General features: G+C 45.6%; 13 protein-coding genes. 9 read left to right on the top strand and 4 right to left on the bottom strand.

Features of this window, described 5'->3' with window-relative positions; all coding sequences use genetic code 11:
• The first annotated feature begins 295 nt into the window (after positions 1-295).
• Both VV1_RS15790 and VV1_RS15795 read left to right on the top strand, forming a co-directional pair.
• A complete protein-coding gene (locus VV1_RS15790) occupies positions 296-1,393 on the top strand; it encodes a PEGA domain-containing protein (RefSeq protein WP_011081111.1) in 1,098 nt (365 codons plus the stop codon).
• Positions 1,394-1,471: 78 nt separating this feature from the next.
• A complete protein-coding gene (locus tag VV1_RS15795) occupies positions 1,472-3,283 on the top strand; it encodes an SUMF1/EgtB/PvdO family nonheme iron enzyme (protein ID WP_011081112.1) in 1,812 nt (603 codons plus the stop codon).
• A gap of 316 nt (positions 3,284-3,599) precedes the next feature.
• On the opposite strand, the gene VV1_RS15800 is transcribed toward VV1_RS15795, so the two are convergent.
• Positions 3,600-4,157: a NapC/NirT family cytochrome c gene (locus tag VV1_RS15800; RefSeq protein ID WP_011081113.1), complete on the bottom strand. Its 558-nt coding sequence runs from the start codon at positions 4,155-4,157 to the stop codon at positions 3,600-3,602.
• Between the two features lie 26 nt (positions 4,158-4,183).
• Positions 4,184-4,807, bottom strand: a complete 624-nt coding sequence (locus tag VV1_RS15805) for a c-type cytochrome (protein ID WP_011081114.1) — start codon at positions 4,805-4,807, stop codon at positions 4,184-4,186.
• A 714-nt stretch (positions 4,808-5,521) separates the two neighbouring features.
• Here VV1_RS15805 and VV1_RS15810 point away from each other — a divergent pair.
• Genes VV1_RS15810 through VV1_RS15820 form a run of 3 tightly spaced genes read left to right on the top strand, consistent with a single transcriptional unit; the run spans position 5,522 to position 10,726 of the window.
• Entirely contained in the window at positions 5,522-7,708 is a 2,187-nt protein-coding gene (locus VV1_RS15810; RefSeq protein WP_011081115.1) for an OmcA/MtrC family decaheme c-type cytochrome, read from the top strand.
• Positions 7,709-7,761: 53 nt separating this feature from the next.
• Entirely contained in the window at positions 7,762-8,733 is a 972-nt protein-coding gene (locus VV1_RS15815) for a DmsE family decaheme c-type cytochrome (RefSeq protein ID WP_011081116.1), read from the top strand.
• Between the two features lie 10 nt (positions 8,734-8,743).
• Positions 8,744-10,726 (top strand): MtrB/PioB family decaheme-associated outer membrane protein, encoded by a 1,983-nt coding sequence (locus VV1_RS15820; RefSeq protein WP_011081117.1) that lies wholly within the window; start codon positions 8,744-8,746, stop codon positions 10,724-10,726.
• Between the two features lie 122 nt (positions 10,727-10,848).
• Here VV1_RS15820 and dbpA read toward each other — a convergent pair whose 3' ends face one another.
• Entirely contained in the window at positions 10,849-12,228 is a 1,380-nt protein-coding gene (dbpA, locus tag VV1_RS15825) for an ATP-dependent RNA helicase DbpA (RefSeq protein ID WP_011081118.1), read from the bottom strand.
• 204 nt (positions 12,229-12,432) lie between these two features.
• On the opposite strand from dbpA, the gene VV1_RS15830 reads away from it, so the two are divergent.
• From VV1_RS15830 to VV1_RS15845, 4 genes are all read left to right on the top strand, one after another.
• Positions 12,433-16,104 carry a hybrid sensor histidine kinase/response regulator gene (locus VV1_RS15830; protein WP_043921121.1) on the top strand — a complete coding sequence of 1,224 codons (3,672 nt, stop codon included), beginning with the start codon at positions 12,433-12,435 and terminating at the stop codon, positions 16,102-16,104.
• Positions 16,105-16,107: 3 nt separating this feature from the next.
• Complete coding sequence (locus tag VV1_RS15835; protein ID WP_011081120.1) at positions 16,108-17,874, top strand: EAL domain-containing protein; 1,767 nt, start codon at positions 16,108-16,110, stop codon at positions 17,872-17,874.
• A gap of 22 nt (positions 17,875-17,896) precedes the next feature.
• A complete protein-coding gene (locus VV1_RS15840; RefSeq protein ID WP_011081121.1) occupies positions 17,897-19,543 on the top strand; it encodes a response regulator in 1,647 nt (548 codons plus the stop codon).
• Positions 19,544-19,699: 156 nt separating this feature from the next.
• On the top strand, positions 19,700-19,933 hold the full coding sequence (locus VV1_RS15845; RefSeq protein ID WP_011081122.1) for a hypothetical protein: 234 nt from the start codon (positions 19,700-19,702) through the stop codon (positions 19,931-19,933).
• 106 nt (positions 19,934-20,039) lie between these two features.
• Here the strand turns inward: VV1_RS15845 and VV1_RS15850 are convergent, their stop codons facing one another.
• Complete coding sequence (locus VV1_RS15850) at positions 20,040-21,932, bottom strand: bifunctional diguanylate cyclase/phosphodiesterase (protein WP_011081123.1); 1,893 nt, start codon at positions 21,930-21,932, stop codon at positions 20,040-20,042.
• Between the last annotated feature and the right edge of the window lie 640 nt (positions 21,933-22,572).

Consider the following 22,572-nt stretch of genomic DNA (forward strand, 5'->3'; position numbering starts at 1 on the left):
CGTAATGTAACTGGTTGTTTCTTGATGCCATTACTGTCAGCAGGAGCAAAATTGAGCGATAAAATTATGTAATTAGCTCAAAAGTGTGATTTGGTTTAGACTTTGAAAACAATATTCTCAACAGGATTGATATACAATGATTTTTCAGGAGATCGTTTCTAATAATTAGCAGAGCTCTTGAGCTTCTTCTCAAGTACGGATTTGTCGCGGTACTAGAAGGAAGGTTTGTTTAGATTAACGAGATGCTTATCTCGTTTTGCACGTACAGAATGTAACGTTATTTGAGCAGGGAACTATGAACATACGTCCAATCCCAGCGCTTTTGCTTGCGCTAAGTTTTCCATGGGCATCTTCTGTGTTGGCAGAAGAGGTGAATCAGGCCGATCCAGTTGCCGCCGTTGATGAAAAAATCGATGCAAAACAACAAGAGATCAAAGCAGTAGAAGAGCAATACAGCGAAGAAAGCGGTCAACTGAAAGGGTTGAAAGGCGACAACGCTCGTTTGCAGCGAGAAGCCGAAGAGCTGGAAGCGAAACGTAACCGAGCGAAATCTGCTCTTGATAAGCAGTATGCTCGTTTACTGGAAGACCCAGATACTGACCTTGTTTCTTTCCAGAAAAAATACCAAGAGTCTTGGGAAGCGTTGAAACAGAATCAAAACGAAAAGCTCAAGAGTGATCAAAGTATCGTAGAAAGCGAATCTCGTTTATCTCAGCTAAAACAGAAGCTGGCACGCTTAAACAGTGAATACACGAATTTACAAGAGTCTCACGTTGAAGCGCGTGTAAAACGTTTGGAAGCTGAGCTTCGCGAAAGCGCGGTACTAGAAACACGTTACACGACGACTTGTTCATCAACGATGACGATTGGCGAGTGTATTAGCCAAGGCAAATATCTCACCAAGCAAAAAGCCGTAAACACTTTTAAAGATAAACTTTTGTCAGGCTTGACGGAATCGGTGTTGGCGAAGCAAAACTTGCAAGGTGTTCAGTTAAATATCCACGTTCAAGAGAGTCAAACGATTGAAAGTGGCTTCTCAGGCAATGGTGCGTATAGCACGAGTATTCAGGCTCAGCTTCAAGCAAAACCAGAAGCAACGGCAGCATGTAAACTACTTTCTGTATCAAGCCGCTACTGTTTATCAGCGAGCAGTAACTCATCAAAGCAAGAGAAAAAAGATTGGGTCACAGTAACGGTAAGATCGGATCAGTACAATGATGCGGTGACGATCAATGGCGTTAGCTACGGAAGTACGCCAGTCGAATTGCTCTTGCCTAAAGGCAAGCATCGTTTTACGGTGTCGAAACCGGGCTACGAAACGTATAATCGTGAGATTTATGTCGGCTCGACCGATACCGTTTGGGTCAAGTTGGTTGAAGATAAGCAGGGGTAACCCTGCTTTCGCATTTTTATTTAAACGCCATTTTTCGATAATTTGGCATGTTCCCTAAGTTTTAATGAAGTATTTATCATGCGTTTAGTTTTTTCTGCACTTACACTTGCCATGCTGCCTGTTGTTGCTGGAATTCCTGCGATGGCGGAAGAAGCAAGCCCTGTGGTGGTTGTTGATGACGCTTTGTTCACCCAAAACACGTTGCTTAGCGATACGGAAAAGAAGAAATCGGCTAAACAGAATCAGTTGAATAACCAAGCAGAGCAGCTTGAGCGATTGAAACAACAAGAGGCTGAACTTGTTACGCGACTCGATAAGGCGAAGCAACAGCTTGAGAAAGATTATCAACGTTTAAGTGATACGCCTGATTTTGATTTGATGCCCGCTCAGAGTGCCTATCAGTCCGCTTGGTCTAAGGTCAAGCAGAATCAAAGCGAGCAGCTCGAAGCGCGTCAAACGCATGAAACACTCGCAAGCGAATTGGCTGCGATTAACGCAGAAGAAACGGTGATTCGTGGCAAAATTGCACAGCTTCAAGAAGAACGTCAACGTGCTCGTATTGCGACCATGCGCAGTGAAATCAGCCAGAAAGGGGATCTCACCGTATCGTTCACCAATACTTGTCGTAGCGATATGACACTTGAACAATGTGCGAAACAAACAACGACCTTAGCGCTGCAAAAAGCGGTTCGTCAGTACCAAAGCGAACTGATCGACGGAACAACCGAAGCCAAATTGGCCAAACAGAATCAATCGCAAGCCGCTCTGAATATCCATGTATTGAAGCACCAGTCGTCGAAAGCTGAGTTTTCAGGTGAGAATCAATACACGCAAATTCTTAAGGTTTCTTTAAACACTCGACCTGCTGAAAATGCGCCGTGCAAGCTGCTGAACATTGATTCGAAATACTGTTTTTCTCCAAGTCAGGTCGTCGACGGTGAAAAAGTGACCGAAACCGCTTGGCATACGCTGACCATTCGTTCCAATCAATATGGTGATACCGTTTTGATTGATGGGGTGAAGTATGGCTCAACCCCTGTTGAGATTATGCTGCCGATGGGCAATCACCAGATCAGCATTGAGAAAGAAGGCTACAGTACCTTCCGTACCGATCTGATGGTTAGTCAAGACCAAACGCTGAGAGCAAATCTAGTGGCGAAACGCAATGTGGCCAAAACGGGTGAGACGTTTGCGGATAACTTAGGCTCGTTACCAGCACCTGAAATGGCGGTCGTGACAGAAGGCACTTATATGATAGGTGAGCGTGCGGGTAAGCAAGTTCGCTTGAATCGCGGATTTTCGATAAGTACAACGCCGATTACGGTTGCTCAGTTCCGTGCTTTTGTTGACCAAAGTAACTATCAGACAGATGCTGAATTACACAAAATCTGTACTCGTATCGAACAAGCGACGATCACACCTATTGCCAACAAATACTGGCGTGATCCTGGTTTCAGCCAGCAAGAAAACTCTCCGGTTGTCTGTGTCAGTCAAAATGACGCGAACGCCTACGTTAACTGGCTATCCGACAAAACAGGCTACCATTACCGATTGCCTACCGAAGACGAATGGGAGATCGCAGCGAGAGCGGGATCGGAAGCCGATTATTGGTGGGGCGAGAAGTTTGGTTCGGGCCAAGCTAATACAGGGTGGGGGGGAACTCCTTGGTCAAATAACAGCACTTCTCCAGTGAAGTCATTTAGTGCCAATGGCTTTGGCCTCTATGATGTGGTTGGTAACGTCTGGGAGTGGACCGCAGACAGCAAAGGCTTGTTAAAAGGCGGTGCTTGGAGCTTCTCTCCTGAAAAAGCAAAAGCGGAATCGCAGTTGTTTATTTCTCCTGATTCTGCAGCAAACTTTGCAGGATTCCGAGTTGTCAGAGTACTGTAAGCATCAGTAAGTAATGCGAATGGCGAGCCAATCGGCTCGCCATTTTATTTATCAATATGGTTATTTTTAAATACAGTTATTTTCAAAATAGGGGAGTTAGCATAAGCAAATGAGCGTGACCTTATGCTACTTACTTGGTAGGCATAGCCACTTATCCCCTTCCTACTAGAAGCTGCTACGGTGTTGGCTGCATTCGTTCACTGCTCGCCAACCCGGCCTAATCACATAGCGTATCTATGCTCATGAGGACTCACTCATTTGCCGCCGACCTGCAACGCCAAGTTGTTTGGGTATAGCGATAGCAATGTCGACATGTTTATTCAGATTGTTGCGGCAGTTTGTGCGCGATTCCCGCATGACAATCAATACACGATTTCTCTCTTTCCTCCATGGTTTGATGCCGACGAGCAACCGTTCGATCTTGCGCAGTGAAATCCATCATCTCAACACTATGACAGTAGCGGCACTGCTGTGATTTGTTTGCCACAAATTCGTTGGTTACTTTTTCAAACAGTCTAGGTCGGTGCTCTGTCTCAAAGTTGTCCAGAGTGATGTCGCCCGACAACTTGTGAAAGATATCCGCAGTCGCCATGATTTTTAACTTGAGCTTAGGCAGCAATTCACGAGGGACATGGCAATCACTGCACGTTGCCGCAATCACACCTTTGGCGTTCTTGAAATGAACGGACTCTTGGTATTCTTCGACAATAGTATCCATCCCAATATGGCAGCCAAAACAAAACGCATTGCTGTTGGTGAACGTCATACCCCAATGAAAGCCGCTCATGGCTATGGCACCAATAACAAAAGCCAAAACGCCTCCAAGTGGAACGCCTAACCACCATTTGTTGCGAGGTTTATCCCATAAGCTCATAAGACCACTCCCTGATATAAACGTATTTATTGGAAGCTTGCATAATATTCAACAAGTGCTTGTCGCTCTTCTTGAGATAAGGCTTTAATCGCTTTATCCATTTTCTTATCTGCTGAACGTTTGCCTTGATGAAATTGCGTTAAGGTGGTTATCAAATAGCCTTTTTGTTGGCCAGCCAAAATGGACGCTTCATCAAGAGGATCGCTTCCACCATCGGCATGACAGCTTTCGCAACTTTTTAGGTGAATGGCTTTACCTTGGTTTGCCAGTGCTTGATCAAAAGGTTGCTTTGCGCGAACAAACTCCATATCAGCGTAGTAGGCCGCCAGTTGTTCTATTTCCTCTTCTGTTAAAGAACGAACGATGGTTGCCATGTCTCCGGATTGACTGATATCTCCCGACACGTGTTGGACGGTATTGGCGGGGCGACCTTCTAGGTAACGTAGCATTTGGTCGCTGAGATTGAACTCAGGAATGCCCGCAATGGTGGGGATATCAGTGTGCCCACTCACGCCATTTGCCCCATGGCATGCATCGCATTGTTTCTCGCTAACGAGGGCTTGCGTGCTAGCGAAAGCTGATCCAATTGAAGCGATAACCAGAGCAATGGTACAGAAGATGTTGTTTAAAGTAGATTTTTTATCAAGCATAGCGTGACGTTCCTATAATTAAATAGTGCAGTGATACTTTCTAAAGTTAGTTGGCTTTCTAATTTGATAGTAATACATTATTTGAAATCTGCTCGATCTCTTTGATATTTTTGTTTGTTGTGCTAAGGAATTGAATTCGTGATTCGTTTGGATTCGTTATTGAGCTATTTTGGTATGGAATATTATTGGGTGTATAGCTTTATTTAATCTCGTTAATATCTAAATTATGACGGTGGTTTGGATGATCTAAATCAATTAAATGTCGTTTTTTCTCTATTCCATTTCTATGGAAATAGAAAAGATGCTTGAATTAAATGAGACTTGATATCACTTGTTGATTATGTGATTCTATTTATCTAATTGATTTAATTGCATTTTAGTTTTGTAGTTTAATTCTTAAATATTTCAAGTTCAAATGTGTGCCTTATGTCTCAAAAGTGAAATGCTATTATGTAAGTCATGTTGAATTTCTTGTCTGATAGTTGGAAAGTAATTGATAAATATAAAAATACAGATGTATTCACTCCGATAAAATATAATTTATTACGAGTTGTTTTGACTGAATCCTTCCTTTTTATGAGCTCATTACGATGGGGTGTTTTGACGGGAAATCTGGAAAAACTCCACTACAATTACGTAAAGTATAAAGCAACAACTCCAACATACAGAAGATTAATAGGAATAAGGGATAATCCTATGATTATATTAAGAGCGATGTTGGCCTCTGTACTCAGTATTTTACTGATTGCTTGTGGACCAGAAAGTGGTAACGATCAAAATACGCCGCCGCCCCAGCTTGGGAAAGACTTTACGGTCAGAGTGGCTACCCCTCAACTCGTGGTACCTGATGGGGCTAGTGAAACCAAGCTTGTGGTTGATTTTGAAGTGTTTGATGCATCAGGCCGCGCCTATGAATTCGATGCGACGAAAGATTTTCGTATCGCGGTGCTTAAAGCAATGCCTCAAAGAAGCGGCGGTGGGCGAGATGGCAATACGTTTTGGAAGAGCTTCCACCATTCTAGTAATGACGCAACCAATCGAGCGAGCATGGAAAATGTTTGGACAGCGGGGGGAGAGTTGCTCAAAACAGATAGTGGCTACACTTATACCTTTGCGATTGCAGACATTCTGAATGTTGCCGACCCTTACCCCACTGACTCAGCAGATAATGGTGGCATGATCGCGTGGGATGAAGACAAGTTGCATCGTATTGTGATGGCGTATGGTGACCAAGAGCTAGGATTTACCTATGTGTACCAGTGGATTCCTGGAACACCATCCGATCAAACGGTTTCTCGCAATGTCATTGAAGAAGAGACTTGCTCTAACTGCCATATGGGTGAACCACTACATCATGGTCCTGGGTATCGTTCCATTGATAACAACATCGCGGTTTGTACGTCTTGCCACAATGACAGTAATCCCGGTGCCGCCCCACGTCGTCGACCACTGGCCGCCATCGTGCATCAGTATCACGGAAATGTGTATGCCCTCGGCTCAAGTTCAAGCGATCCGACAACCTACAAACAGCCAGTCGATAGCAATGGTGTTTTGGTTACGGACATCAATGGATTGGTGATGGAAGGCAATCCATTTCCACAAGACGCGCGTAACTGCACGACTTGTCACTCGCAAGATGTGACAAAAGCGTCAGATGCGAACAACTGGTTTGAACATCCTAGCCAAGTGGCGTGTGAGTCTTGTCATTTGTACAGAGACAGAGGCGCACACGACAATGAAGTCGGTTTTACCTGGGATAGAGAAACCTGCACAGGTTGCCATCGCCCTTATGAGCGAGATGAAAACGGTGACCCAATTATTGGTATGGATGCCAGCCGAAGCGCTCGCACTGTGCATCTAGGCCGTTTGGATAACTTAGCGGCAGCACGGGATACGTTGCTTGTCAGTATTAAGCAGGCGCGCTTTGTGGATTCCATGTTTGAAGTTGATGTCATCATTCAGAAAGATGGCGTTGGCATTAGCGCGCTTAGTGAAATCACGCCATTTATTAACGAGCATGGTCATGTCAACTTACTGCTCAATTGGGATAACGGTGAAGGCCCAATGCTGGCAAATAACGGTTTGGATCTCTCTACCTGTACCGCACAAGGCAATGGCTTGTTCACTTGCCAGAAAGACTTCACTGGCGCGACGCTTTTGCCAACTGCAACGTCGACGTTGACGGTGAATGTGGCCGATATGCCGCTGTGTGCCGACCGAACAACAGGTGAGTTGGCGGATTGCTCGACATTCACTGGCATTGATAATTTGAAATACCCTTATGTGATTGCTGCTAAGAACGCAAAAGGAACGTTTGATGTGGGCGGTATCACAACACCGCATACCTTACCTGTTGGTGCAGAGGTAACGTCTTGCAACAATTGTCACAAAGAGCTCACCATTCACAAATTGGGTGCTCATCCACACGCAGCAACGGATTTGCAGCAGTGTAAAAATTGCCACAATTCAGAGCGCTCTGCGTACTACGCAGGCATGGCCGCGGATCTCAAATATCATGTTCATTCATTCCATGCCTTCGGCTCTGCGCATGTAGGTGAATCTGTCTTCCCTGGTGCGATTAACAACTGCGAAGCGTGCCATGGTTCAGGACAATACAACTTACCAAGCCAGAAAAATACACGACCTTCGCTGGCCAGTGGAAAATACTTCAGCCCCGCATTAGTAGCGTGTGGAGCGTGTCATATTGAATCGCCTTTGGCCAATGCCGATCCTGATACGATTCCTGGTGATGCCGTGCTCGATCATATGATCAAAAACGGGGCCGTGTTTGCCGCGGATACCGCTGTGGAAGCAACGGGTAAAGAACAGTGCGCAACGTGTCACGCCATTGGTCAGGAGCAAGGCGTAGATAAAGTCCATAAAGTGTACGAATACCGTTAACTGAGTGGTCCGGGAGAGCCTTCCGGACCACGGTTGAGCAATAGGAAAATCTTATGAAAACAACGATTCAGTGGTGGTTCGTGACGATAGTGATGGCGCTTGGTCTCTCTTCAAATTTGAGCGCCGAAGAGAGCTCTACGCAGCCTGTGGTCGATTCTCGTGAAGCGATTGAAGCAATATTGGATCAGAAGTTTAGTGACGGAAAGTATTCACGACGTGGCCCTGATGGCTGTTTACGCTGCCATGATGACGATTCAGAGTTACCCGCAACGGGAATTTTCGACAATATTCATGGTAAGTCGGCCAATATTCATGGGCCAATGAGCGACAAACAGTGTGAAGCGTGCCATGGCCCGGCAAACAATCATGAACGTAACCCTCGCAAAGGTGAAATGCGTGAACCCATGATTACCTTTGGCCCTATGTCTCCAGTGCCGTCAGAAAAGCAAAACAGTGTGTGCTTATCTTGTCATACCGACTCGAGTCGCTCAGCGTGGCACAGTAGCGAACATGCCTTTGAGGATCTCTCTTGTTCGAGTTGCCATAAATTGCATGAGAAAGACGACCCTATGATGGTGGCCGAAAAACAAGTGGAAACCTGTACTAACTGCCATGCAAAAACAAAGTCTGATCTGCATAAACGCAGTAGTCATCCGATTCTCAACGGTTCGCTGGAGTGTTCGAGTTGTCATGATCCCCATCAAACCGTCAATGAGTACAGCTTGAAGCAAACCACCATTAATGAAACCTGTTTGGATTGCCACTCAGAAAAACGTGGCCCATTCTTGTGGGAGCATGAACCCGTCACAGAAGACTGTTCTAACTGCCACAATCCACACGGGGCGGTCAATCAGGCGTTATTGATTAAACGGCTTCCGCAACTTTGTCAGGATTGCCATAGCGTGCCGCACGCTAATGTTGAGATACCGGAAAATGATCTCAAGGTGAGGGGAGGCAGTTGTTTGAACTGCCACAATCAAGTGCACGGAACCAATCATCCGCGCGGCATGTCATTAAGAAACTAGGGAGGGTGTCATGAACGTATCACCTTTGTGGGCCGCCATTGTTGCCGCTCTCGCTATTCCCGCGCTCGCTGATGACTACGCCTTACAACAGGCGAGTGAGGCAGACACCAGTCGCTGGAGTTGTGAACCGTGTGAAAGTGACGGCAAGTGGATTGGGGAAATCAGTTTTGGGCTGGGATACCAAAACAACGACGGCGCATCTCGGTTTAATAACTGGGTCCCACCAATTTGGAGTTCCAATGATCCCGGAAAAGGCGTGGGTAGCAGCTTCAACACCGATCTATCGAGATACGACGAAGATGGGTTTTACAGCAAGCTGAAAATTGAAGATCTAGGGTTAAAACGGTTTTTAATGCAACTCGATGTGGGCCAGTATGATGGCCTACGCTTCCAAGGGCGTTATCGAGAATCGCCATACTATTGGAATGGAGCATTACTCAGCACCTACAGTGGCGAAAACAACGTACAGACGGCGGGTGAGTTAGCCACTTTTGAGAAAGGTGTGAAAAGAGAAACACTGAATCTCTCGCTTGCGCTCACGCCACATTCTCCTTGGAAACCGCATGTCGCCGTTCAACATGAAAGAAAAAAAGGCACAGTGACGGCTTATACCTCCTCAATACCTGCCTATGGCAATGTACCGGGATATCTTCCGAAGGTGGTGGACTATGAAACACTGAATACCGCTGCGGGGCTTAGCTACATTGAAGAGAAGTGGAATGCGGACATTTCTTATCAAGGCGCATTCTTTCGTCAGAAATACAGCGCCCTTTACTACGGTGAGCAAGCGAATCCGTATGCCAATCAACTGGCGTATGAGCCGGAAAACGATTTTCATCAATTGTCACTTTCGGGAAATTACCAGCTAGAAGAGCAAAGTCTTAACGGACGCCTGCTTTTGTCACGTGCTACCTCAGAGGGGGGCATGAATCCATTTCCTCAGTCTCCGGTCACAACGGATAGTTTCCACGGGCGAGTGGATACGGTTCAGATCGATGCGAACTATCACAATCGTTTGAGTCGTTCTACCTCGCTTAAGCTAGGGTTAGATTATCGTGATCGCGATGATCGCTCCGATCGCCAAGTGGTGATTGGTCAAACGCGTAAAGAATACGATAGGAATGTATTTAAGTTTGACGCGAAGTTGGGCCATCGTTATTCCCGCTCGTTACGCTTGAATGCGGGCTATGAGTATCGGGCAGACAAGCGCCAATACGCAGTGCGTGAAGAAACCAATGAGCATACCTTCTATCTAGGTACCGTGTATCGCCCTGAAGCCGATTGGCGAATGGGCGGAAAACTCTCGTATCAAACACGTGATGGTTCCAAATGGACGCAAACCTCTGCTGATGCCCCCCATCTACGTCAATTTTACCTCGCAGATCGTGAGCGTTTGGAACTGCGTGGCGATGCCAGTTACGATCTTGCCGATAACGCACAATTTACCGCTATCGCGTGGTTGGCTGATGATCGGTATCCGCAACCTGATATCGGTCGCAGTGAAGGGCAGGATTACGGCTATGATCTCGGCGTCAGCTTTTATCTTGAAGATGACACCACGGGTCATCTCTTTTTCAATCAACAATTTATTCGCTTTGAACAGCAGCACGCCAACAGCGCAGCACCGGGTTGGAATCGCTACGAAACAGAGACAAAAGACAGTGTGACCACAGTGGGATTTGGTTTTAAACGGCAGAACTTGTTAGAGAAAAAACTCAGCTTGTCGTTGGACTATAGCTACAACCATGGTCGTGGACAAACCAACACCATAGGAGCAGGCTACAGCTATCCAGATGTAGACTCGGTGACGCATCGCCTCGAATTTATAAGTGATTATCGCGTGGCGGAAAACCAAAGTGTGCTATTAAATCTGCGTTTTGAAGACTTCAATGAGGCGGATTATCTGTTCGATGCGGAAACGGCCAATATGGGGCGCGTTGAACAAGATTATAATGGCTTCTTCGCGATGCTTTCATGGGAGTTTCGTCACTAAGTTGTACGCGAGTGGCTTGTGGACTTTGTGCCTGGTCGAAGGAGGAGAGGTGCTAGAGCTTAAGGGAGTTGAGTGTCGGTGAGTCAAGATCACCGACACTCGCTATGAACGGAAACGCGTTTTTAACCTTTCATAATTCGGGCTTTAAAGTTACGCCCTTTCATTTTGCCGTTTTGCAGTTGCTGTTCGGCGATTTTGGCCACAGAGTTATCGATAGCAACATAAGAGACCATAGGTAAGATATTGATTTTACCAATCAACTTACCATCAATTCCGGCTTCTTTGGTTAGGCTGCCTAAGATATCGCCAGCACGGACTTTTTGCTTTTTGCCACCCAAAATTTGAATCGTACGCATTGAAGGGTAGTAAGGTTTAGGGTTTTCCGGTTGAGGCAGTTTGGCCGGATGCACATCAATACCCATGTATTCTTCAATACGCTCTACTCGATACAGCTCTTTCTCACTGAAGAAGCTGATCGCAATCCCTTTCGCACCCGCGCGGCCAGTACGACCAATGCGGTGAACATGCACTTCAGGGTCACGAGAAAGCTCAAAGTTAATCACGGCGTCTAGGTTGTCCACGTCTAAACCACGAGCGGCAACATCGGTTGCGACCAAAATAGAAATGCTTTTGTTGGCAAACATGGTTAACGCGCGTTCACGTTCACGCTGTTCCATGTCACCGTGCAGTTCGATAACGCTGAAGCGACGATGGTTCAGCTCGTCGGTGACGTTTTGCACTTCTTTCTTGGTATTACAAAAGACCACGGTAGATTCAGGTCTGTGCGTAAGCAGCAGAGCTTCCAAAGCGTTGTCACGTTCTTCTGTGTTCTCGAGCTGATAAAAGCGTTGTTCGATGGTGCTCTTTTGGTGTGTAGACTCGACTTTCACCATTTCCGGATTCTGCATCACTTTGCTTGCGATGGTTTCAATCTGCTCTGGGAAGGTCGCACTGAAAAGTAACGTCTGGCGTTGAGTCGGTGCGACGTCAATGATGGCATCAATCGCATCTTGGAAGCCCATTTCCAACATTCTGTCGGCTTCATCAAGCACTAACGTATTCAGTTCTGCAAGATCAATACGGCCTTTGCTTAAGTGATCGAGAATGCGCCCCGGTGTGCCAACTAAGATGTGTGCACCATGTTCCAACGAAAGAATTTGTGGCCCCATAGGCATGCCACCACACAAAGTCAGCACTTTAATGTTGTGAATGCCACGAGCCAAAGTACGAATTTCCGTTGCGACTTGATCCGCCAATTCACGTGTAGGGCAAAGAACAAGCGATTGAACGCGAAAGCGCGAGACATTCAGGTTGCTCAGCAGACCCAAAGCGAAGGTGGCGGTTTTCCCTGACCCTGTTTTTCCTTGACCAATTACATCCTTTCCATCGAGCACCAATGGTAGGCTCTGAGCTTGAATTGGCGTCATCTCTGTATAGCCCAATGTATCAAGAGTCGATAGCAGTTCAGGCTTGAGAGAAAGAGTGTTAAATGGTGCAGTCACAGGCGCAATCCTTAAGTGGAAAATAGGTTGGGGCGGGTACTATACCGAGTTTAAAAAAAATGAACATAGAAAAGTCATTTTCGCCATCAATCTCTCACTCATCAGTTAATGTGTGATTGCTCATTAATTGTTGTGAGAATATTCCTACAAAAATATATCTTGTTGATATCGTTATAAAAAGTAAAATTTATCATCACTGTTTAAATGTTGTGCGCTTGTCAATCAATCGCTACACTTCCCCACCTTATAATCATCACTAGAGAGAGTTGTTGCTTGTTGTTACGAATCGCCGCGATCGCTTTGCTTAGTTTGCTCACATCATTGACCTCTGCGGCTAATTATCTATCAGATGCAGACCGCGATTACCTTTCAGCCCATCCGGTGCTGAATGTCGGCATTCTAAACAATAGTTGGTTACCATATTGGGGAGGGCTAGAGCTCGCGCCTCAAGGTATTCACCACGACTACGCAATGAGCTTTGCCAGAGAGCTAGGCATACAGATCCGCTACCAAGGCTACGACAGTATTCGCGAGATGCTGCTTGGGTTAAAAAACGAAGAAGTGGATATGGTGATTGGCTTTGGCAAAACGCCGTCTCGCGCAAATGATTTCCTGTTTTCATTGCCGCTGTACAAAAATGTGCGCGTGATTTGGTTACGCGACAAAGCCCTTGAGCTTGAACCGCTCGAATCCCTCAAATGGGTCTGCGTTGAAAAAACCTCTTATTGTGAAGTGCTGGCCGAGCGGGGTTATCACAACGTTATCACCGCACGCAATTATCAGGCCGCTACGCAAATGATCTTGCAAGGGTTAGCCGATGCCACTATCAGCAACTATGTCTCGCTTAGCCATTTCTTGAGCGAAAAAGAGGTCAGCCAGGGCAAGGTGTTGTTTGACAAGTCACTGGGTACCCAAATTAATCGTGTGTTGTTTAACAAAGAGCAGCGCAAACTGAAGTCCATTATCGACAAAGTGATTCTGGCAGAACAAAGAGGCTTAACACGCAGTCGAATTCATTCAAAAGACATCTATTTTTTGAATGATCAAGCCAGCCTTCGTTTGCTGTTTGACGAAGGGCGAGAGCAAGTGATTCGTTATACGATCGAAGAAGAAACCTTTCCACTTTCCTATCGCGATCAAGATGGAAAAGTGAAAGGCTATGTGCACGATATTCTGGATCGTATCAGCATGCGCAGCGTACTCGAATTTGAGTATGTGCCAGCGGAAGGGCGCGATGTGCTGCAAATGTTGGAAGATGGTGTTGTTGACCTTCTGCCTGCTCGTAACTACCAAGGCGTGGACCAGCGCGACTTTCTCGTCACCGAGCCCTATGCCAATATCACTTTTGATATGGTGGAAAGTACCGCTGACTATCAAGAGCGTAATCTGGCAATTCTTGATCGCACGGGCAACTACTACTCCTATCTGGATGTGAATCGAGACTATCGAAATGTGCGTGTGTTCCGTGAGTTAGAAGAACTCTTACCGCAATTGGAATCGGGCAAAGTGAGTCACGCGTTGATGAATCAGGATCTGATTCATCAACTATTGATTGACGATCATCGCGATCACTTTAAGCCACTGGCGGACTCGTTAGAGACCGAATTCGTCGTTAAATTAGCAATGGTGGTTCGTAAAGACGATCCCATGTTTCATGACATGCTAAACACTGCGCTGAAGACATTCTCCGTAAAGGAGATCGATTCTATTCAGTCTGCCTACCGCAAAGTAATGCTTCATTTTGGCTATGACAAGCAGCAGGTCATCATCTACTCGTTGATCGCTTTGTGTCTGGCGTTGCTGATCGTTTTGCTGTTTTCTCTTTGGTCGACACGCTTGAAAGACTCGTTGCGTCAGAGTGAAAAAGTGGTTGAGTTGTCTCAACATCAAATCAGTTGGTTAACCAAGTTGCTCGATACCATCCCTAGCATGATTTCCATTTCGGACTCAAAAGGACGTTTGGTGCTTTCAAACCAAGCTTATCAAGCGAGTTTTCGTCAATGTCGAGAGAATGGCTGTGTCGATCTAGAGAGCGCCTGTTCGTTTCTTCATTTATCTGAGCGAGAGCAAGCTGAATTTGAAGAGATCATTCAAGTGCCGGCCAGCGAATGTGGTCTGGGGGAGCGTTTTTACCATGTGACGCGCAAAGCCATCCTCCATGACCAGATGGAAATGACTCACTATCTCACGCTGTTTAGCGATATTTCAGACTTGAAGCAAACCGAGCTGGCGCTGCGAGAATCCAACCGCGCGGCGTTGCAAGCCGTTGAAGCACGCAATCAGTTTTTAGCGGTGGTGAGCCATGAATTAAGAACCCCGATTGCTGCCATGTTGGGGCTGATGGAGATTCTGTCTCATCGCCTTTCAAACAGTGAAAGTCAGCAATTGCTTGATAACGCCATCCGTTCGGCTGAGCGTCTGAGTTTGCATGTGAACGACATTCTCGATTTCTCAAAAATTGAGGCAAGCCAGTTGCAGCTAGACATTCAAGAGTATCGAATTATCGAAGAGCTGGGCCCTGTGTTACGAAGTTTTGAAGCAAGCGCGCAGCTAAAGGGATTACAGTTTAACGTTCATTGGCAACCCACGGCGTATATTGACGCGCAGTACGATGCGTTGAGAGTGAACCAAATTGTCAGCAACTTGCTTTCTAATGCGGTGAAATTCACCGAAGTCGGGCAGATAAAGGTGGAGATTGCTTGCGACGAAAATGCGCTATCGATTGAGATTGTAGACACTGGCTGCGGTATGACTGAGGCTCAACTCGATTGTGTCTTCCAGCCGTTTGTTCAAGCCGATACCAGCATTACTCGCCGCTTTGGGGGGACTGGCCTTGGGATGTCTATCGTCAAAAGTTTGCTGGATTTGATGGGAGGCACCATCGCATTCTATAGCGAGCTAGAGCAAGGAACCAAGGTGTCGGTCTGGATCCCGGTTAAAGGCCGCGCTTATGCGAGTGAGATTGAAGTGGCGCACTACCTCGGCGCAAGTGACCTCGTCATGGCTTGGTTCGAAAAATGGGGTACGCGAGGGAATGCTGTGCACGGTTTGCCAAAGTTTGTCGATTGGTCATTATCGCCCATGGATAACCTCTATCCGGATTTATTACTCAAACAGTGGCTTGCTCAGGAGTCTGACAACGTTCGCCGTCCCAATGAACAAGTGACCCGCCAGTTGCAGGGCAGGGTGCTGATCGTTGATGATGAACCGATCAATCGCTTATTGATGCAAAAACAGCTAAAAGAAATCGGCATTACTAGCGTTGCGCTGGCCGATGGTGAACAGGCGTTTCGTTATCTCCAACAGCATGGCGAGGGCATTGATTTGTTGATCACCGACTGCCATATGCCAATCATGGATGGTTTTGAATTAACGGCAAAAACGCGTAGCGATATTCTCTCATTTGCGGCGAAACCAATTGTTGGGTGCACCGCTGAGGATTCACGCATCGCAGCAGAAAAAGCCATGTCAGCCGGGATGGATAAGGTGATCTACAAGCCGTATTCACTGGCACAACTGCAACGCGTACTCGCGCACTATTTGCCTGAGCAAGTTCAACAAGCGGACACTAACGCCAATTGGTTAAAGGAATATCAAGAAGAAGAAAGAGAAGAGATGGCGAATGTCGTTATCGAGTCATTTGGTTTTGATATTGAACAGCTCGAACAAGAAGGTGCCGATGTCGCGGCCATTGCTCACCGTGTAAAAGGGGCGGCAGGTGCTTTACTGTTGCATGAGTTGGCCGCGTTGGCGAAACGCGTTGAACAGCAAAAAGAACCTGAGCACGTTGAACGTAACAAACAGCAATTGATCTTATCCATGCAGACGGTGGTCGAGCAGGCGAATGCATGGTTAGCCAGTTCAAAGGGAGAGTAACCGATGAGAATACTGATTGTTGAGGATGAACGGATACAATCCACCAGTCTCAAATTAAAACTGGCGTCACTCAATTACTGCGATGTTCAAGTGGCAGACAATGGTGAAGAAGCGTTAAAGCTTTGTGCGAAGCAGCGATTTTCACTGATTTTCTGTGATATTCATATGCCAGAGATGGATGGCATTAGTCTGCTCACTCAACTCAGTGAACAACCCCATCGCCCGGCCATCGTCATTCTCAGTGCGGTCGAAGACGCGGTACTTGAGTTGACCAAAAACATGTGCAGTCTGGCGGGCTTTCCTTACGTGGATGTGCTGAAAAAGCCTTTTAGCATTGAGTCGCTCTACAACGTCATTAATCACTATGCGAGCTCAAAACAGCGCACGGTTGAGCCGAGTATCCAACACTCGCTTCGTTGTGAAGAGGTCGAGGTTGCGTTCGAGACCGATCAAATCTTCAACTATTATCAGCCGCAATACGATTTTGCTACGGGTGCCATGGTTGGGGTGGAAGCTCTGGTCAGACTGAAACATCCGGAACATGGCGTGTTGGCTCCTGCTTCCTTTCTGTCAGTGATTGAGCAGTGTCAATGGATGGATAGGTTATTCTGGCGCGTGTTGGAAAAGGCGATCAGTGCGATTTCCAGCATGAGCGATGGTTTAAAGTTGTCGGTCAACATCAGCCAAAGCAATCTGCAACAGCCGATGTGTGACCGCGTGATGGCGTTATGCCAGCAGTACGACTTCGATCCCCATCGCTTGACGTTAGAGCTCACGGAAGATCAGGTTTACAACGGTAACACCGTTTCTCTGGCCAATCTTGCTCGGCTTCGTATGCACGGGGTTGGCTTATCCATTGATGATTTTGGCACTGGGTACGCATCGCTCAGCCAGCTTGGTAAGTTGCCATTTAATGAACTCAAAATAGACAAAGGGTTTGTCTTTGATCTTGTCACTAACTACAAGCATCAACAATTGACCAAAATGTGTTTGATGTTAGCCCAGTCGTTAGGGTTGCACTGCGTAGTGGAAGGCGTCGAGGACGAAGAGTCTTGGCAATATCTGCGTACGCTTGGGGTCGATACGTGTCAAGGCTATTACTCTTCGCCACCACTGACGATCGCTGAGCTTTCTGAGCAATATGCCAAAAATCAGAGTCGTAGCCTGAGCCAAGAGAGCATTGAAGGCGGGATTTGCGCGTTGGTGATTGATGAGTGCTCGGTCAGCTCTTCCGCGCTCACGAAACAATTACAACGTGCCAGCAGTGTGGCGCAAGTATTGATTGCTCGTAATCTCGATCAAGCAGTGAAAACGTTAAGGGATTACCCAGTCAATTTGGTGGTGGTTGATATCAAGTTTATGTCTGATGCGACAAATTACACATTGTTGACCGATATTGATCAGCGCTTTAGTGGGCGGATGATTTTACTGACAGAACAATCGAATCCTGACATTGTTCTGTTACCTGAGCTCACCGCACGTAGTACCATTTTGTCAAAAGGCAGCGCCCTGTTCGATACCGTTCAAGAGATCTTAGCGCACAGTAAGCTCGAAAAAACGGATTTCTCAGCACAGCAAAATAAACTCGATCAACTGTCAGAAAGAGAGTTGGCGGTGGCGCAGATGTTGTTTAAAGGGCTTGGTAACAAGCAGATCGCAAATCAATTGGACATCAATCAAAAGACAGTCAGCACATACAAAACACGAGTACAAACAAAGTTAGGGATCAAGTCTGCCATGGAACTGGTGAGGTTCTTTACTCTAGATTGATATGGTACTGATTAATAACACTATGGCAAAAAGACGTTTTTCACAGCTTAAAGTTTTGATCATCGATGATGCACCTGTCGTCATCACTAGTTTACGAGGTATGTTGCTCAAATTGGGTTTTTCCGATAGCAATATTCAGTTCAGTAAAAGCCCAAAATCAGCGGTATTCAAAGCGAATCGAGAAAAGTTCGACATCTTTATTTGTGACTATAATTTCGGCAAAGGGATGAATGGTAAGCAAATTTTTGAAGAGCTGAAACATTATAAATTGCTGGCAAATGATGCTGTTTTTATTCTCGTGACCGGGGAAAGCTCGGCCTTCATTGTCCATTCCATCTTAGAGCTCAAACCAGATGAATACATTCTAAAACCGTTCAATATCGGTATATTGCAAACTCGGCTCGAAAACGCAGTGTTGCGCAAGCAAGCGCTGGTGGAACTCTACCAAGCTGAGGCGGAAGGCAATGCGGAAAAGGGCTTGGCGGTGTGTACAGAGTTGGAGCCCTTTCATCCCGAATACTATTTCATTATTCAGAAATTTCGTGGCGGTTTCCTCACTCGGCTGAAGTTGTACGAAGAAGCCAAAAAGGTTTATGAGCAGACGCTGGAAAAGAAAGAGCTCGATTGGGCGAAAGTGGGTCTTGCCAACGCGTTAAGGCACACAGGTAAAAAGTCGGAAGCCGCAAAACTGGTGCATGAGTTGATTGCAGCAATGCCGAGTAATACCACGGTAAGGGTTGAAGCCGCCAGCTTAAGCTTGATGAACAGCGATGTGCCTGACGCTATTGCACACCTTAAGATTGCCAGCTCAATTGTACCTGGTAACTCAGAACGAGAATTGGTGATCGCTAACTTATGTTTGTCTGAAGGGGACACTCGCTCGGCTTTGCAACGATTTCGCCTCTATTCGGAAGTGAACAAAGAGACCTTTCGTAACAACCATTTCATGCGTATGAATCATATTCGAGCTTTACTCTATGCGTTGAATGACGCCGAGCCGCAAGAAAGACTCCGTTGGCTGAAAGAAGCGAAAACCTTATTTAAACATGCTTACGAATTTAGTTTTGATGAGGAGCTGGAAAGCCAGTTTCAACTGATTGCTGCACACATTGCCATGGCGGAAAAACAGTATCGAATTTCATTTGAGATACTCAACCAGCTTTATCGTGTCAAACCGTTTAAGCATTTTTATGATCGATACCATTTCGCGTGGCTGTTGAATGCGATGGGTTTTGACAGCGAGTTTTCACAATGCATTACCTGGTGTAAAGAGAGTTTACTCGACGATGAGCTAGAAACCATTTTAGCCAGTAAGACAGCGATGGCGAGAGCATTAGAAGTGCAAGGTCAGCAGAAAGTCGAGTGGTTAGAAGGCAAGTACAAATCGCTGATTGAGCATAAACAAAACATCGAAAAACTGTTTCTCATTTACGCGGAGATATTTGAGCGCAGCCCAACGTTAAGAACCGTTTGCATCAAAATCATCACTATTTTGTCTCGCTATTGGCCAAAAGAGATGGAGATCAAACGTGCTGCAGAGATTATGAAAGAATGTGATGTCACAATTCGTCAACTCATGACAGAAGAAGAGCGTGAAAAGCTTGGTTACGAGTCGATTTATGCCAAAGCGCATGAGCTACATGAGCAGCAGTATCAGGTCGTTTCTTAAGCGAATATCGCTTTGTTGATTAGATAAGAGAACTTATTCATATCTTTATGGGATGAATTGGAGGTGAGTCATATCTATGACTCATTACTTATGGTATTTTTTAGCTTCTGTTGAGTCCTGATTACAAGTGGGGCTTTGCTGTTACAGGAGTTTTCTATGTCACACAAAATCGAATCACATGCTTGCCCACAATGCGGCACCGATACACCTCATGTCGTTATCTTGGTACGAAAAACCAGTCCTTATAAAGATGACAAAAAGCGCGATTGGAAAGAGTTTTTCTCAGGCTTTGTAAAAGGCGCAGTTTTAGGGGCATTCATCGCTTCGATGGACGAATTTGAACGCCATCTCGTCTGTGAACAGTGCGGACATAAAATCATCGAAGAATAACGTTCTACTGTTGCAAGCAACGAAAAGCATCGCAACACTCAACTCAATTTGAGCGGCTCAAGCGCGAGCCGCTCAGCTTTTTCATGCGGTGAGTTAAAAAATAACGTTAAAATTGCTGACTACTTGCTAATTGTTGAGAGAAGTCGTCAGCCGGAACCGCCTTGCCATACAAAAAGCCTTGAGCGTAGTTGCATTCCTCGGTTCGAATGAAGTCTTCTTGGTATCGATCTTCTACCCCTTCCGCTATCACCATCATATTGAGTTTGTGCGCCATGGCGATGATGGCTCTTGTCAGTTCTCGATTGTGCTGATTGTGTTCCAACTGATTGATAAAACTGCGATCAATTTTTAGCGTATCGAAAGCGTATTTTTGCAGATAACTGAGTGAAGAGTAACCGGTACCAAAGTCGTCAAGCGAGATGCTGACACCGAACTGACGCAACTGAGCGAGGACGTTTTGCGCATACTCTTCATCTTGCAGCAGAATACCTTCAGTCAGTTCCAGTTCAATGCATTTTGCTGGCAATTGGTAAAGATCAATAATGTCTTGTAAGTGTTGCACAAAGTGTCGTTCACGGAACTGGATGGGGGAGATGTTAATCGCCACTTTAAACGCGTGAGGTGATGCGCGATGCCATGCCGCTGCTTGTTTCAATGCTTGATGTAAAACGAAGTAGCCGATTTCAATAATTTGGCCGTTACTTTCCGCTAAAGGAATAAATCGATCTGGGGAGACTTGCCCAAGCGTTGGATTATTCCATCTCAGTAGTGCTTCGGCACCGATGATTTTCCCTCCCTGTTTCAAGCAAATGATCGGCTGAAAATGCACTTCAAGTTCGTTGTTCTTCAGTGCTTCAGAGAGATGTGACTCCAGTTGCAAGCGCTCTTCTGCGGCTTTTTGTGCGGCAAAATTAAAATAAGAGACCTGCAAACCTTCGTTTTTACCTTCGCTCATTGCAGAGCACGCTCGCTGAATAAGGCTAAATGAGTCTGTTGCATCCATCGGGGCTAATGCGACCCCTAAATGACATTGCAAATTGACACTCATATCGTTGACGTTAAACGGTTGGGTGCACGCTTTGGTAATGCGTTCGATGACTTGTTCTTGTATCTCGGGTTTGCGCAGATGCTGCGCTGCTAAGACGAAATCCGATCCGACAATTCTTGCCAGCTTCCACTTTTTAGGCAGTTTGTGACAAATGCGTTGGCTCAGAGAGGATAAAATTTGATCACCGAACATGTAGCCATAGCTTGCGTTAACAAACTTAAAGTTTTTCAAACTGAAATAGATCAGGGTAATTTGCTCATTATCTTCTAAAGAAGCCATCTGTTCGGCGAGATCGTCCGCCAAGGTAATTCGGTTGGGGAGTTTTGTGAGCGGGTCGTAATGAAGGTGAAAGTCCAAATGGCTTTCAGCAGCGGTTCGTTGCTCGATTTCTGTCAGCAACCGGCTACTCAGATCGGCGAGTGTTTTGGTTCTTTCTGCGACCTTTTGTTCCAGCTCTTGGTTGAGTTGGGCAAGCTCTTCTTTACGGTAAAGGGTTTCTAATTGTCCTTCAATGGCCGTTTGAAAGCGGCCAAGTAATGACATCGCGTCCTCATCAAAGTAACGCTCTTGGCTATCAAGCATACAGATGGTGCCGAAAGGGGTGTCATCTGGCCAAAACACAGGCAGTCCGCAGTAACATATCATGCCCAGTTTGATGTCTGGATTATGATCCCATTCAGGATCGTTAAGCGCATTGGGAACATTCAACATGCGCCGCTCGCTGATCACGGTTTCACAATACAGGCCATGCCCAAGCGAATCTTTTGCATTTTGCGCGTAGGGGTTATTTTCGCTACGACTGCTGGAAAACACCTCGATGTCGTTTTCGTGAATACGCATGATCAGAGCTGCAGGACATTGCGTCATTTTGGCAACTAAATCGACGATTTCTTGCCAGCTCTTGAGTACAGAATCCGGAACGATTAATTGAGAGGTATCTATGTCTGCCATGATGCTTATCCAATGTGTAAGAGTGTTGATATCCATTCAGCGATGAGGCGCTCGGGTCTCTTTATTGAGTATAGGTGATGCAAAAGCTATAGCCACCATGAATGTTACAAGGGTTGCTTGTCTCTTTTTGTTTATAGAAAGTTAACCGTTCACAAGCCGGGTTTGAATATCAGTTGCACGCATTGTGTTAAAAAAATGTTTTATTTTTGTCGTAAGCGATGAGTGGATGTCACGATTAAATAATATAAATTTCATCACAACGGTATGTTCTATTAAAAATAGAATGGAATGAAATCTACACTATATTTATAAATTTTTAATCGTTAGCTTAAGTATATATTTTTAGTTTTGTTAATTATTGAACGTAAAGTTGATCGCAAAAATAGTGTAATTGATAATTCAATCGTGTTTTTGTTGGAGATATATGGCTTCAATAATACCGATTCGTTTCTTATACATTTTGTTTCAATAAGGCTGATATTGAGTTGTTTTATCCGATGCATTTAACGGAAATGTGCAACTAATTAATATGTTGATTTCGTTTATTTATAATCTTGTCATCTTCTAATGTTTGATTTGTCTTTGTAAGATCTTGTTATTTAGTTTGTTTTTTGATTTTGCGTTGATTGGTAATATGGGG

This window comes from Vibrio vulnificus CMCP6 (genome assembly GCF_000039765.1).
Lineage (GTDB): Bacteria > Pseudomonadota > Gammaproteobacteria > Enterobacterales > Vibrionaceae > Vibrio > Vibrio vulnificus_B.

Coding starts and splice junctions, on each gene's coding strand:
- VV1_RS15800 (WP_011081113.1), bottom strand. CDS start 4,157: ATGAGCTTATGGGATAAACCTCGCAACAAATGGTGGTTAGGCGTTCCA.
- VV1_RS15815 (WP_011081116.1), top strand. CDS start 7,762: ATGAAAACAACGATTCAGTGGTGGTTCGTGACGATAGTGATGGCGCTT.
- VV1_RS15790 (WP_011081111.1), top strand. CDS start 296: ATGAACATACGTCCAATCCCAGCGCTTTTGCTTGCGCTAAGTTTTCCA.
- VV1_RS15810 (WP_011081115.1), top strand. CDS start 5,522: ATGTTGGCCTCTGTACTCAGTATTTTACTGATTGCTTGTGGACCAGAA.
- VV1_RS15795 (WP_011081112.1), top strand. CDS start 1,472: ATGCGTTTAGTTTTTTCTGCACTTACACTTGCCATGCTGCCTGTTGTT.
- VV1_RS15835 (WP_011081120.1), top strand. CDS start 16,108: ATGAGAATACTGATTGTTGAGGATGAACGGATACAATCCACCAGTCTC.
- VV1_RS15820 (WP_011081117.1), top strand. CDS start 8,744: ATGAACGTATCACCTTTGTGGGCCGCCATTGTTGCCGCTCTCGCTATT.
- VV1_RS15805 (WP_011081114.1), bottom strand. CDS start 4,807: ATGCTTGATAAAAAATCTACTTTAAACAACATCTTCTGTACCATTGCT.
- VV1_RS15850 (WP_011081123.1), bottom strand. CDS start 21,932: ATGGCAGACATAGATACCTCTCAATTAATCGTTCCGGATTCTGTACTC.
- VV1_RS15830 (WP_043921121.1), top strand. CDS start 12,433: ATGTTGTGCGCTTGTCAATCAATCGCTACACTTCCCCACCTTATAATC.
- VV1_RS15845 (WP_011081122.1), top strand. CDS start 19,700: ATGTCACACAAAATCGAATCACATGCTTGCCCACAATGCGGCACCGAT.
- VV1_RS15840 (WP_011081121.1), top strand. CDS start 17,897: ATGGCAAAAAGACGTTTTTCACAGCTTAAAGTTTTGATCATCGATGAT.